The organism is Pseudomonas sp. GM79 (assembly GCF_000282495.1).
Classification (GTDB): domain Bacteria; phylum Pseudomonadota; class Gammaproteobacteria; order Pseudomonadales; family Pseudomonadaceae; genus Aquipseudomonas.
Genome location: NZ_AKJE01000095.1, coordinates 43,560 through 56,220, shown reverse-complemented (window position 1 = coordinate 56,220; position 12,661 = coordinate 43,560). Strand labels below are relative to the sequence as shown.

Annotated in this window: 9 protein-coding genes; 5 read left to right on the top strand and 4 right to left on the bottom strand. The window is 59.8% G+C overall.

Annotated elements, in window-relative coordinates:
• Positions 1-189 precede the first annotated feature (189 nt).
• The 3 genes from PMI36_RS05130 to PMI36_RS05140 are packed head-to-tail and all read right to left on the bottom strand — an operon-like array spanning position 190 to position 5,145.
• The gene (locus PMI36_RS05130) at positions 190-2,091 is read right to left on the bottom strand and encodes an ATP-binding protein (RefSeq protein ID WP_008074957.1); all 1,902 of its coding nucleotides are present in this window, start codon (positions 2,089-2,091) and stop codon (positions 190-192) included.
• Positions 2,088-3,020 (bottom strand): hypothetical protein, encoded by a 933-nt coding sequence (locus tag PMI36_RS05135; RefSeq protein ID WP_008074956.1) that lies wholly within the window; start codon positions 3,018-3,020, stop codon positions 2,088-2,090. The genes PMI36_RS05130 and PMI36_RS05135 overlap by 4 nt, the downstream gene beginning before the upstream one ends.
• Position 3,021: 1 nt before the next feature.
• Entirely contained in the window at positions 3,022-5,145 is a 2,124-nt protein-coding gene (locus tag PMI36_RS05140) for a TonB-dependent receptor plug domain-containing protein (protein ID WP_008074949.1), read from the bottom strand.
• Between the two features lie 196 nt (positions 5,146-5,341).
• Between PMI36_RS05140 and PMI36_RS05145 the strand changes: the two genes are divergently transcribed.
• The 5 genes from PMI36_RS05145 (at position 5,342) to PMI36_RS05165 (ending at position 9,547) form a co-directional block, all read left to right on the top strand.
• A complete protein-coding gene (locus PMI36_RS05145; protein WP_032830618.1) occupies positions 5,342-6,367 on the top strand; it encodes an NAD(P)H-dependent glycerol-3-phosphate dehydrogenase in 1,026 nt (341 codons plus the stop codon).
• 30 nt (positions 6,368-6,397) lie between these two features.
• Positions 6,398-6,745, top strand: coding sequence for a DUF4389 domain-containing protein (locus PMI36_RS05150; protein ID WP_008011673.1), 348 nt, complete (start codon positions 6,398-6,400; stop codon positions 6,743-6,745).
• Positions 6,742-7,194 (top strand): phosphohistidine phosphatase SixA, encoded by a 453-nt coding sequence (gene sixA / locus PMI36_RS05155; RefSeq protein ID WP_008074944.1) that lies wholly within the window; start codon positions 6,742-6,744, stop codon positions 7,192-7,194. Before PMI36_RS05150 ends, sixA begins: the two co-directional genes overlap by 4 nt.
• A gap of 209 nt (positions 7,195-7,403) precedes the next feature.
• Positions 7,404-9,071, top strand: a complete 1,668-nt coding sequence (locus tag PMI36_RS05160; protein WP_008074943.1) for an AMP-binding protein — start codon at positions 7,404-7,406, stop codon at positions 9,069-9,071.
• A gap of 32 nt (positions 9,072-9,103) precedes the next feature.
• Positions 9,104-9,547, top strand: a complete 444-nt coding sequence (locus tag PMI36_RS05165) for a hotdog fold thioesterase (RefSeq protein WP_008074942.1) — start codon at positions 9,104-9,106, stop codon at positions 9,545-9,547.
• Positions 9,548-9,567: 20 nt separating this feature from the next.
• Here the strand turns inward: PMI36_RS05165 and PMI36_RS05170 are convergent, their stop codons facing one another.
• Positions 9,568-12,588: an RHS repeat-associated core domain-containing protein gene (locus PMI36_RS05170; RefSeq protein WP_008074940.1), complete on the bottom strand. Its 3,021-nt coding sequence runs from the start codon at positions 12,586-12,588 to the stop codon at positions 9,568-9,570.
• Positions 12,589-12,661: the final 73 nt, after the last annotated feature.

Genomic DNA, 12,661 nt, shown 5'->3' with positions numbered 1-12,661 from the left:
CGTTCATGCCTCGAGTCAGCAGCCTACTCATAGACTATTGCGTTGTGGTGAAAGTCACAGCACCAAGGACATGAATGTACACTTGTGCACTGAAATTATTATTCAAGCCCCTTTTCGGGCCTGTTCGGGTGCCTAAGACTGCCGCACTTTCGTCGTTCACGCCAGTCGCAGATAGCCGAATGGCCTGTTCTACTGCACCCACCGCTGCAGAATTTGCTGCAGATCAGTGCGTTTGAAGGGCTTGGCCAGGTAATCGTTCATACCCGCCGATAAACAGGCTTCGCGATCACCCTGCAACGCATTGGCCGTCAGGGCGATGATCGGCACATCAGCGCAGCCGGGCAATCGACGAATCTGTCGGGTGGCCTCGTAGCCGTCGATGACCGGCAGTCGGCAGTCCATCAGAATCGCTTCGAAAGTCAGATTCTCGGCACTGCGTACTGCTTGTGCACCGTCGGTGACGACGCTGACAGTAAAGCCCAGACTGCGCAACATTGCTTCGACAACAGTGCGGTTGACCGGGTTGTCCTCCACCAGCAGCACATTGCGGCCTTCGCCGTGGTCATCGCCGGTATGCCCTCGCGGGGTTAGCACCGGTAGTGGCTGCTTATACAGCGCCAAAGGGATTTCCAGGGTGAACGCCGAGCCAACGCCTTCTTCGCTCTGCGCGCGCAAGGTGCCACCCATCCGCTCAGCCAGGGTGCGGGCAATCGGCAACCCCAGCCCGGTTCCGCCGTAACGTCTTGAAATAGAACTGTCGGCCTGCTGGAACGCGTTGAACATCAACTCCAGGCTAGCGGGCGGGATGCCGATTCCGCTGTCGCGTACGGTGCAGGTGAACCACAGCAGTTCATGATCCAGGGACTGCCACTGCGGTTCGATCGTGACGCGGCCCCGTTCGGTGAACTTCAGCGCGTTGCCCACCAGATTGACCAGAATCTGCCGGATTCGCGTTGGATCGCCCTGAACCTGAAGGGGGCGCATGTCTTCGGGGATCCGCAGTTGCATGTCTAGCCCGCGTTGCACCGCGCTGTGCTGGAACGACTGGGCGCAGCTGCTGATCAGGTCTGCGAGGTTGAACGGAATATGTTCCAGCTCCAGTTCCGAGCGCTCGATGCGCGAGAAATCGAGAATGTCATTGATCACTTTGAGCAGGTGTTCGGTGGATTCGGAGGCCAGCGCCGCGTATTCGATCTGCTCCTCGGTCATCTCAGTGGTTTCCAGCAGTTGCAGCATGCCCAGCACGCCATTCATCGGCGTGCGCAACTCGTGACTCATCATCGCCAGGAAATCGGATTTGGCATTGTTGGCCTTTTCCGCTTCTTCGCGGGTCTGGATCAATTGCGCCATGGCCTGATGCTGTTCACGACTGGCTTGCTCAAGGCCCTGGGCAAGGTTGTTGATGTGTTGCGACAGGGCGCCCAGTTCGGTGTCGTCGACAATCGGCAGGGGCGTTTTGTAGTCGCCTTCCTGGATCGCCTTGACCGCATTGCCGATGTCGTGGATCGGTTGAGACAGGCTGCTGGCCAGGCGCCGGGCCAGCAGAAATGTAAACAGCAGAGCGAACAAGGCGAGGATCCCGGCCTTGAAGAGGATTTCCTGCTGGCGCTGGTTGAACGCGTCATTGGACAGGCCGACGATCACCCGGCCCAGATAATCCTCGCCCGGTGCACTGGCAACGGTACGACTGTTCTGGAAAAAGTCATTGTTGAGCGCGATGCGTTGCAGGCGCACCGGCGCCTGGAACACTTCGACTTGATGCGAGCGGTTGTGTGCTTCCGACGGTTGCTCGACATACACCAGAATCCGGTTGGCGCTGTCCTGTACTTCCAGAAAGCGTACGTTGGGTGTGGCCAGGGTGGCCTTGAGCAAACTTTCGAGCACCTCGTTGTTGCCTGAAATCACTCCGTATTCGGTGGCCGGCGCCAGTTGATTGGCGATCAGCTGACCGGTGTGATTGAGTTCCTGGCGCAGGTCCTGGATTCGCACGAAGGTAAAAAAACTGATCAGCAGCAAGGTCAGCAACAGGGCCGGGCCGAGGCTGATGATCTGGGTGCGGGTATTTATGTCCCAACCGCGACGGAAGGTCATGGGCGGCGTTCTCCTTCGGCCAGCTGTGTTGCGACAGAGGCTTCATTCATCGGTTCAATACTCAGTGAACGAGCCACTTGCGGGTTGCTTAAGACCTTGAAGTGTTGCGGATAAAGTGCGCGTGGCCAGGTGCTCGAGGGGCGGTCGAGCAGTTCGTCGAGAATCTTCAGCCAATCGTTCTGGTCGCTGTAAGTACTGGCCAGGCTACCGGCCCTGACAAAGGCTGCGTTGGGACCGATCAACGCCAGTTGCCGGGCATAGCTGCTGAGCAGCAAGTTTTTCACGGTTTTCGGGTTGTACAGATCAGGGTCGTCCAGGCCCAACAGCACGTCACTGTTTTTCAGCAGGGCCTGTAAGGGGCGGCTGTCATGGGTGTTATCCCAACGCTCGGTGACCACTTCAAGGCCCAAGGGCAGGGCAGCCTGACGCAGTTCTTTCAAAAGGAATTCGCTGTGGCTGTCGAAAAGCACACCGACCCGGCGGGCCTCAGGCAGGAGCAGTCGGGTCAGGCGCAACTGTCGGTGCAGCGGCGGATCGCTCCAGAGCAGGCTCAGGTGCGATGGCAGGTCATTGCCCAAGCGTTGATGGGCTTGCAAACGACTGATGCGCAACACCAGCGTCGCCGGGCCTTGGGCGTCTTGCAAGCGCCAGTCGAGGCTGGGCAAGTCGAGTAGCACCAGGCGGGTGCCGACGGGCAATTGGCCTGGCGCCGGCAGGCTGGCGACAGGCTGGAAGCGCACATTGTCGGTGGGGCGCAACTCGCTGAGGGCTTGAACGAAAGACTGCACGCCGGGATTGTCCTCGGCGCCAGTCAGCAGAATGTCGGCGGCCCGTGCCGGCAGACTGCACAGCAGCCCGATAAACACCAGGCACAACCCCGCCAGCAGGCGGCCAAGGGTTGGCGTCTTCGGTGACGGGCGATGTTGCATCTTAGAACTCCAGCTCCGCGCTGAAGTAGAGCACTCGGCGATCGTCGTAGTTGTTGTCGACGAAAGTGGTGGGCTGATTGTCGAGGCGTTGCTGGAGGACCCCGGCCAGCTCCAGATTGGCTTTGCCCAAACCGATGCGTTTGGCGATGCGGGTGTCGACCCGTTCGAAGCGATACCCATTGAGGGCATCGGCACCATAGTAGAAGAGCGCGCTGTTCCAGCCTTGGCCCCAGCTGCGTAGCCAACCGGCGGAGCCGCTGTTGCGCGCAGTCTGTTGTGCATCCAGCGGGTTGCTGGCTTCGGCATCGACATAGGCATAGGTCAGGCGCAAACGATCGGTGCTGCTGACGCGCCAATCCAGTTGGGTTTCAGTCCCGGTGAAGCGCGAGCTGTTCGAGTTGCTGGCGATGTACTGGTTGTTGCGCAGTGGTTCGCTGATCATGCCGGTGATTTCGTCGTAGAACAGCTTCACATCGACCGCCAGCCCCCACTCTGCGAAGTAGCCGTTGTAGCCTAATTCCCGAGAGCGCATGCGTTCTTGTTCGAGGTCGCCCGGGCCACGGGTCTTGACGAAATAGCGGGCGCTGGACTGGCCGTAGGCACTGGGCTTCAGGTTGGTCACCTGATAACTCCAGTTCACGTTGTTCTCGAACATGTCCGGCGAACGGATGGCTTCCGAATACACCGCGCGCAAGCCGTGGCGCGGGTTGATCAGGTAATTGACCGCCACCCGCGGGGTCAGCGAGTTGCCGGTCAATTGCGTGTCTTCGTACATCGCACCGCCCTGCAACAACCAGTGTTCGGTGGCGCGCCACTCGAGTTGGCCGAACGCCCGCCAGGTGGTGTCGTCGAGCGTGCCATTGAAGTAGGTCTCGGAATTTGCCCGGTCGTAACGATAGTTCATGCCACTGACCAGCCGCAGACTGTCGGACAGGCTGAGCGTGTCTTGCAGTTCGAGGTCATAGCGTGATTCCCGGGCGCTCTGGTCAATGTCGCCGCACAGCGTTTTGCTGGCGCCGTTTCGCCATTGCGTCAGAACCTGATTGGCCAGGGCTTGTTCCGCCGCTGTGCCGGGGGGCGCGCCGAGGCCGGCGAAACGTGCGATGTTGCGCGCCAGACGTTCGGTGTAATTGGGATTGAGCTGCCAAAGTTGGGTCAGTTCCGGGCTGAACGAGACCTCGGCGTCGCAGGCACGCCAGGTTTGCTGGCGATCCCAGTGTTGCGCCGAGCCTTGAACATAAAGGCTGTGATCGGGATTGATGTCCAGGTTCCAACGCAGCGAGCCGGCATAATCCTTGGCGATGACGTCGGAATTGTTCCCGGCGGCGGTAATCCCAGAGAACACCGGACGGTAGGTATAGGGCCGCTGGTTGGTCCCGTCCTTGGCATTCAGTTGCCAGTCGATGCTCTGGTTGTCATTGAGCGTCTGGCTGACGGCGAGGCTGAAGCGGTTCAAGCGACGGCTGTCGCGGTAATCGGCGCCGGTGCGATCCGAGTCGAAGCCATCATCTTGTTGCCCGGACAACGACAGACGCAAGTCGCCGCTGTCCCAACCCATGCCCTGGCTAGCGTAGAAATCATTGATACCGCGCTGGCCACGGGTGATTTTCAGCCGCGTGCCGTGGCTGTCGGCCGGTTTGCGGGTGATGATATTGACCACCGCCATCAGCGCGTTGGCGCCGTAGCTGACGGTGTTCGGGCCACGGAAAACCTCGATGCGCTCGATGTCTTCCATGGCCACCGGAATATCACTCCAGTCCACCGTGGCCAGGCCGGCGCGGTACACCGAGCGGCCGTCGATCAACACCTGCATGCGCCGCGCTTCACTGGCATTGGTGCCGTGATAGTTCACCGCCGCCTGATTGCCGCTGATATTGCCGACCATCATCCCCGGCACCAGCCGCAGCAGCTCGCTGATATCCCGCGCGCCGCTGGCATTGATCAGTTCACTGTCGATCACCGTCATGCTTCCCGGCACGGCCGCAGGCGATTGCTTCAGGCGCGTTGCGGTCAGCACTTGCGGCAGCGGATCATTGTCGAGGAACAGATCGTCGGCCAGCAATGGCGAGCTGAAGATCAGCGCCAATACCAGCGGCGAGCGAGCACGGGGAAAGCCAAAAGACACGGCACGGCCTTGATAGCGGTTAGTTGGCGCGCATGTTAACCGAGCGCAAAGACTTTTCCAGTCACGTTATGGGCATTTTCCTCGGTTTTCTTGGTCTTCTTCCTACAAGTGTCGGTAATTGATGCTGGGGCTGGCCGCGACCGGGCCGCTCCGTATAATGCCGGCATCGCCACTGGTATGGATTAACGGATTGCATATGACTGAACAGCGCCCAATTGCGGTCCTGGGAGGCGGAAGTTTTGGTACCGCCGTGGCTAATCTGTTGGCCGAGAATGGGCATCAGGTCCGGATGTGGATGCGCGACCCGGAACAGGCCGAGGCCATTCGGGTCAATCGTGAGAACCCGCGTTACCTCAAAGGCATCAAGATTCTTCCGGCAGTGGAAGCGGTCACAGACCTGCAAGCCACCCTGGAGGCCTGCGACCTGTGCTTCGTCGCGCTGCCGTCCAGCGCGTTGCGCGCGGTGCTGGTCCCTCACGCCGAACGTTTGAGCGGCAAACTGCTGGTGAGCCTGACCAAAGGCATCGAAGCCCATACGTTCAAGCTGATGAGCGAGATCCTCGAAGAAATCGCCCCACAAGCGCGCATCGGCGTGCTGTCGGGCCCGAATCTGGCCCGTGAAATCGCCGAGCACGCCCTGACCGCCACGGTGGTCGCCAGCGAAGACGAAGAGCTTTGCCAACGGGTCCAGGAAGCGCTGCACGGCAAGACCTTTCGTGTGTACGCCAGCGCCGACCGCTATGGCGTGGAGTTGGGCGGGGCGTTGAAAAACGTTTACGCGATCATCGCCGGCATGGCGGTGGCATTGGGCATGGGTGAAAACACCAAGAGCATGCTGATCACCCGGGCATTGGCGGAAATGACCCGCTTCGCGGTGAATCAGGGTGCCAACCCGATGACGTTCCTTGGGCTGGCGGGCGTGGGCGACTTGATCGTGACGTGCTCGTCGCCCAAAAGCCGGAATTACCAGGTCGGGTTTGCCCTCGGCCAGGGTTTGAGCCTTGAGGATGCGGTGACGCGTCTTGGCGAAGTCGCCGAAGGCGTGAACACCCTGAAGGTACTCAAGGCCAAGGCGCAGGAAGCAGGCGTGTATATGCCGCTGGTCGCCGGATTGCATGCCATCCTCTTCGAAGGGCGCACGCTGGAGCAGGTCATCGGTCTACTGATGCGTGCCGAGCCTAAAACCGACGTCGATTTTATCTCCACCAGCGGTTTCAACTAAATACCCCATCTACAGGGCAGGGAGCGAAACATGAATGATCCGAAGGTAGAAGCCAAGTACGAATCCATCCTGCTGCGGGTGCTGTGGATGATTGTCTATGTGCTGGTGTGGCAAGTGGCGCAATTGATCCTCGGTGCGGTGGTGTTTGTACAGCTGATCTATCGTTTGATTTATGGCGCACCGAGCGCCAGCTTGATGAATTTCGGCGACAGTCTGAGCCAGTTTCTGGCGCAGATCGGTCGTTTCGGCAGCTTTCACAGCGACCAGAAGCCCTGGCCGTTCGCCGACTGGCCGACGCCGCGTACACCGGAAGGTGAAGCCCCGCACGTTGTGGCGCCAGCACCGCACCCGGCCCGAGATGAGGAACCGAAGCTATGAAACTCTGGGTATTGCGTCATGGTGAAGCCGAACCTCACGGTACTCGCCCCGACTCCGAGCGGACATTGACCGCCCACGGCCGTGAAGAGGTGTTGCGTGCTGCGGCGGAATTGATCGGCCAGCCGCTCACTGCCATTTATGCCAGTCCTTATCAGCGAGCGCAGGAGACGGCAGAAATTGTGCGCACGGCGCTCGGTTTCGCGCCGGAGATCCGCACGGTCGACTGGCTGACCCCGGATACCGATCCGGACAAGGTGGCGGAGCAGCTCGTATCGGTGAGTGAAGTCCTGTTGGTCAGTCACAATCCGCTGGTGGGCAACTTGCTGAGCTATCTGCAGCACGGCGCCGGCCATCCACCGGAAAAAGTCAGCACCGCCGGCCTGGCTGAGCTTGAGAACAATGAACTGCTGATCGGGTCGATGAAGCTTAACGGCATCAAGCACCCTTAGGCCTGAAGAAACCGGGCTAATGTGGGAGCGGGCTTGCTCGCGAAGAGGGAGTGTCAGTCGGCAGCAATGTCGCCTGACACACCGCTTTCGCGAGCAAGCCCGCTCCCACAAGGGTTGTGTTGCTCCTGATTTTTTATATGAAATAGTCAACCAAGCACTTGCTTGGTTGACTACGCTTGCTCCAGACAAAAAATAATGGAGCAAGTCGCATGTCTGCTACTTTCCGTTTGCCATTGGACGCCTTCTACGAGCGTGAAACCCGTCATCCCCGCCAGCGCTTTCTGGTTCAGCCGACGGGGGGCGGCCAGGTCGAAACGTTGACCTGGGCCGACGTCGGCCATCAGGCGCGCTGTGCCGCTCACTGGCTGCGGGCTCGCGAATTGCCACAAGGCAGCCACATCGCGCTGATCTCGAAAAACTGCGCCCACTGGATCATCGCCGACCTGGCGATCTGGATGGCCGGGCATGTCTCGGTGCCGCTGTATCCCAATCTGACCGCCGATTCCGTGGCCCAGGTGCTCGATCATTCCGAAGCTGCACTGGTGTTCATTGGCAAGCTGGATGACTGGCCGGGCATGTCCGCCGGGGTCAGATCCGACCTGCCAACCATCAGCCTGCCGCTGTGCCCGGCCGGCACTTTCGATTTCAGCTGGGCCGATCTGCAGCGCAGTTCGCCGATTCAGGACGACCCCAAACCCACCGCCGATCAACTGGCGACTGTTATTTACACCTCTGGCACCACGGGCCAACCCAAAGGCGTGATGCACAGTTTTGGCAACTTGGGCTTTGCCACCACTCGTGGCACGCAGTTATTTGGCCTGAATGAGTCCGATCGCCTGCTGTCCTACCTGCCGCTGTGCCACGTCGCCGAACGGATGTTTGTCGAGTTGGCGTCGATTTATACCGGGCAAACGGTATTTTTTGCCGAGAGCCTCGATACCTTTCTCACTGATCTAAAACGTGCCCGGCCGACCGCGCTGTTCGGCGTGCCGCGAATCTGGACCAAATTCCAGATGGGCGTCTACAGCAAGATCCCGGCAAAACGCCTCGACTTCCTGCTCGGCTTGCCGTTCATTGGCAAACGGGTAGGGCACAAAGTCCTTGCCGGGCTGGGGCTGGACGCCTTGCGCATTGCCTTGTCCGGTGCTGCGCCCGTGCCGCAGACCTTGCTGCTCTGGTACCAAAAACTGGGGCTGGATGTGCTGGAGGTGTACGGCATGACCGAAAGCTGCGGTTATTCCCACATCGGCCTGCCAGGCCAGAACAAACCCGGCTGGATCGGCAAGCCATGCCCGGAAGTCGAAGTGCGCATCGAGCCGTCCGGCGAAGTATTGGTGCGCAGCGGCGCGACCATGCTCGGCTATTTCAAGGAGCCTGGGAAAACCGCCGAAGCCATCACCGAGGACGGTTTCCTGCGTACCGGTGACAAGGGCGAGGAAGATGCCGAAGGCAACCTGCGCCTGACCGGGCGCCTGAAGGAAATATTCAAAACCAGCAAAGGCAAATACGTTGCCCCGGCACCGATTGAAAATCGCCTGGCGGTGCATGCGCGGATCGAACAAGTGTGCGTGGTTGGCGATGGGCTGAGCGCACCACTGGGTTTGTGCGTTTTGTCGGCAGTCGGTCAGCAGGACGCGAAGGGATCGGCCCGGGCGGGCTTACATTCAAGCCTGGAAAAACTGCTGGAGGAGGTCAACGGCGTCCTCGACAGGCATGAGCGCTTGCGTCGGCTGGTGGTGGTCAAGGACAGTTGGGCGGTGGAAAACGGCTTCCTGACACCGACCCTGAAGATCAAGCGCAACATGATCGAAGCAGTTTACGGTGCGCGCTTCGAAGAATGGAGCGAGCGTAGCGAGGCGGTGCTGTGGCAGGATTGAGCCACGAACAACTCCAACAAAGGAACGTAACGATGAGTCTGTGGCGCACCATTCCCAACGTCGAGCAGTTGAACGCAATCGGGAAAAATACCATCAGCGAAGTGCTGGATATTCGCTTTGAAGCCTTCGATGATGAGTCCCTGACTGCCAGTATGGTCATCGACCATCGCACGCATCAGCCATTTGGTTTGCTGCACGGCGGCGCCTCGGTGGTGTTGGCCGAAACCGTCGGCTCGATGGCCAGTTACCTGTGCATCGACGCCAGCAAGTTTTATTGCGTGGGCCTGGAAATCAACGCCAACCATTTACGCGGCCTGCGCAGTGGGCGAGTGACGGCGGTGGCCAAGGCGATTCACATCGGTCGCACTACCCATGTCTGGGATATTCGGTTGAGCAGTGATGAAGGGAAGGCCAGTTGTGTGTCGCGGCTGACCATGGCGGTTGTTCCGTTGGGGGAACAACCGCCTTCTCGTTGATAGCGATACAGCCGCTGCGTTCACATGTGTGTCATCTGATGGGACAGATTGGAACGTGAGTAGCTACGTTGCCTGCGCGTCGTCTCGCTAGTCATGTAGAGGAATTCGGTGGCTGCCGGGTCATAGGCCGCATTGCTTGAAGTCGGCACGCCCTCTCGGGTGATGCCGGTGCCGACCGTGTTCTTTTCCAGATCCCAGGACGTTTGCCCCAGTTCTGCAATCAAGCCAGGTGTTGCGGTGGTCACGAAGGTCGAACGCAAGTCGCCGATGGCGCTACTGATCGCCCGACTCACCGCAGCTTGAGTGTTTAGGTCCAATCCGCTGTATCCCGGTATCTGCGCGACGGCCAGATTGGCTATTTGTCCGAGTGAGGAAAAGAAATGCCGACTGCTGTATCCGACGACAGCTTTTGATGGGTCGAATGTAGGCCCACCGCCTTTGGACGGTTTGGTTGGCGTGCCCCGCAGTCCCCTTACACCGGAAGCGCCGGCCGCACCGGCCGCCGTCGCCGTAGAGCCCGCAAGGATGGACTGCAGGGCTTTACCCGAAGGCTCGGCCCCGAACAGCACCGAGCCACCAAAGCCCATGGCACCTCCAACGACCCCCACGGTGCCCATGCTGGCAAGTCCGGTTACGAAGTCTGCGCGGCCGACGGAGGGGTTGCTCGAGCCGGCATGGGCAAGATATTGGGAGCTCAGTTCGCGAAACGCTGTACCGAAAGTGCTGCCGATTTGAGTGACGGCTGCCGTATTACCTTTTGGATCGAGGATTCCGAGCAAGGAAGGTGCCGCCCCCAGCGCTGCGCCCAAAGCGGCACCGCCGACTTTCGCAAGCAGAGGCCACCAACTGTCAGGATCATCGACGGAGACTGCAGATTGGGCCCAGTTGGCGCTCGCATAACCGCTGATGCCGCCCGTGATTGCACCCGCTGTAGCGCCAGCAATTGTCACTCCCACGCTCATGGGCGACAGGAACGCCGTCACGGCATATTGCACGGCGGCGGCAATCAAGGCGCTGGGAAGTTCTCGCGCCGCCGTCGCACCCACCGCCTTGACGGTGTCGATCCCCGCCAGCCCTTGCAGATCGACAAACCTGACCGGATTGCCGTGCACCATGGCAAACAGATTCAAGCCATCGGCAGTGCCTGCCGGGTCGGCGTTGAGCCAGCGCCCCCACCAGTGGGCGTAGTATCGTTGTCCGTAGTAGTACAGTCCGGTGGCATCACGTTCCTGGCCTGAGTATCGCCGGGTCTTGTAGCTGGCCTGCACCTTGTCCGGGCCGGCCCACCATGAAGTGCCGCCATAGGGGGAGTAGTTTTCCTCGCTGATCAGCTCGGCGTGTTGTCCGAGTTCCAATGTATTGGAGCCCAAATGATTGCTCAGGCTGTAACGATACTGATCGGCGCCGGGGCCACCGGAGGTCCAGTGCAGAACCTGGACGGCGCAGCGTCCGGCCTGCACCGAAATAACGTGCAATGTTTCTCTCGGTGCCTGGCGTATTTCCAGGTCCGGCAAATACCGTGTCTCGTGCGTTCGTGTTGAGGAGCCACTGTGGACGAGGCGAATTTTCCGCCTACGCTGACCGGCGTCGTCGTAAACATACAGTTCGCTGTCGTCCGGTGCGTTCTCGCGCACCACCTGATCAACACGGCGCAGACGGTTGTTCAGGCTCCAGCTCAGATCCTGGCCTGGCTGCAACTGTCTTTTATTGCCATTGGCATCAAATCCGGCGGTAATTTCATCCTCGCCGGGCAGCCCGCCGTCAGCCCTTTGCGCCAGCCCCCGATTGCTGTATTTCGAAATCGCCATCTGCTGTGTCCAGCTGTGGCTGGCAGCACTGTGAACCAGTGTCGTGAGATTGCCACCGGGATCGTAGGTGTACGTCTGGCGGTAGTTTTCCAGTTGCCCAGGATCCGGTGGCGACGCAAAGACAGGCTCCTGCGGGCCGTTTTGGGTGTTGATCCGCTGCCAGCCGGTGGCCTCTATCAGCTGATACAAACTGTTATAGGTGAACGTGCTGACCGGTTCGATCTTCTGGTTACGAAAAAAGCGGATGCGCTGGGCCATGTCGTTGATGCTGAGGATATTGCCGACCGGATCATAGCGGTACAGCAGATGTTGCAGCAGTGGTTGACCAGCAAGCCCGGCGCTGATTTCCAGCAGTCGACCGTCCTGCGGGTCGTATCGATTTTCGCTGATCACGCCATTGCCGGCGGTCTGGCGCACGATGTTGGCGAAAGCGTTGTATCGAATGTCGCTCAGCAGCAATGTGTCATGGGTTTGTCCTGAGAGTTTCAGGCGAATCTGGCCGAGTTGGCCGGCGACGTTCAGATCCGAGAACTGGACGTTGCCCTGTGCATCTTCCTGGCTGACTGTATCCCCCAAGGCGTTATAGCCAGTGCGGGTGACCGCGCCGTCACCGGCTTCATGCAACAGGTCTCTTTGGGCTTCGTCAGCGGGCCAGTCCGGCTCGTCCAACGCCGTGAGAAAATGCCGGGTCTGGGAACTGACTCCGCCCGTCAGCGCGAAATCATTGAAGTGCATCGTGCCCGCACTGTCGTCATGACGGATCAACTGACCGCATTGATTGTGCGAAGCAAATTCTGGGGTGTTGTCACCATAGGTGTAAAACGAACGGTTTCTTGCGGGTGTGCCTTGAGCCTGCTCGACGGTTTTGACCGGGCGCAGCAACAGGTCGTATTCGGTTCGAACCTGAGTGAGCAGACTGTCCCAGCCGATGAGGTTTTGCCCGGCTACACCGGACAGGGTCAGCCGGCTTCCCGCATCCACGCTGTCACTGTAGAGAGGCGCACCCGTGAGGCTGAAAACTGTCATCAGGTTTGGCCGGGCGTCCGGCTCGGTCTCAAGCAGCTTGAACAGGCGAGGGTCACGGCTGATCGTCGGGCGACCTGCGGCGTTATAGGATTGACGGTAAATTCGAGGCTCTGCTGTCTCACCGGGTGTGTCACGGTAGTACGACACAGTGGCGACATTGAGCCCTCGCGGATCCTTCACGGAAACTGTCGGGGTTCTTGTATGCATGGAAGCAGCCTCCTGGAACAGCTTCGAGTCGGACACAGTTACTCGCGGTTGCTCCCGACGTGTCAACTGTCAG

Coding starts and splice junctions, on each gene's coding strand:
- PMI36_RS05130 (WP_008074957.1), bottom strand. CDS start 2,091: ATGACCTTCCGTCGCGGTTGGGACATAAATACCCGCACCCAGATCATC.
- PMI36_RS05135 (WP_008074956.1), bottom strand. CDS start 3,020: ATGCAACATCGCCCGTCACCGAAGACGCCAACCCTTGGCCGCCTGCTG.
- PMI36_RS05145 (WP_032830618.1), top strand. CDS start 5,342: ATGACTGAACAGCGCCCAATTGCGGTCCTGGGAGGCGGAAGTTTTGGT.
- PMI36_RS05150 (WP_008011673.1), top strand. CDS start 6,398: ATGAATGATCCGAAGGTAGAAGCCAAGTACGAATCCATCCTGCTGCGG.
- sixA (WP_008074944.1), top strand. CDS start 6,742: ATGAAACTCTGGGTATTGCGTCATGGTGAAGCCGAACCTCACGGTACT.
- PMI36_RS05160 (WP_008074943.1), top strand. CDS start 7,404: ATGTCTGCTACTTTCCGTTTGCCATTGGACGCCTTCTACGAGCGTGAA.
- PMI36_RS05165 (WP_008074942.1), top strand. CDS start 9,104: ATGAGTCTGTGGCGCACCATTCCCAACGTCGAGCAGTTGAACGCAATC.
- PMI36_RS05170 (WP_008074940.1), bottom strand. CDS start 12,588: ATGCATACAAGAACCCCGACAGTTTCCGTGAAGGATCCGCGAGGGCTC.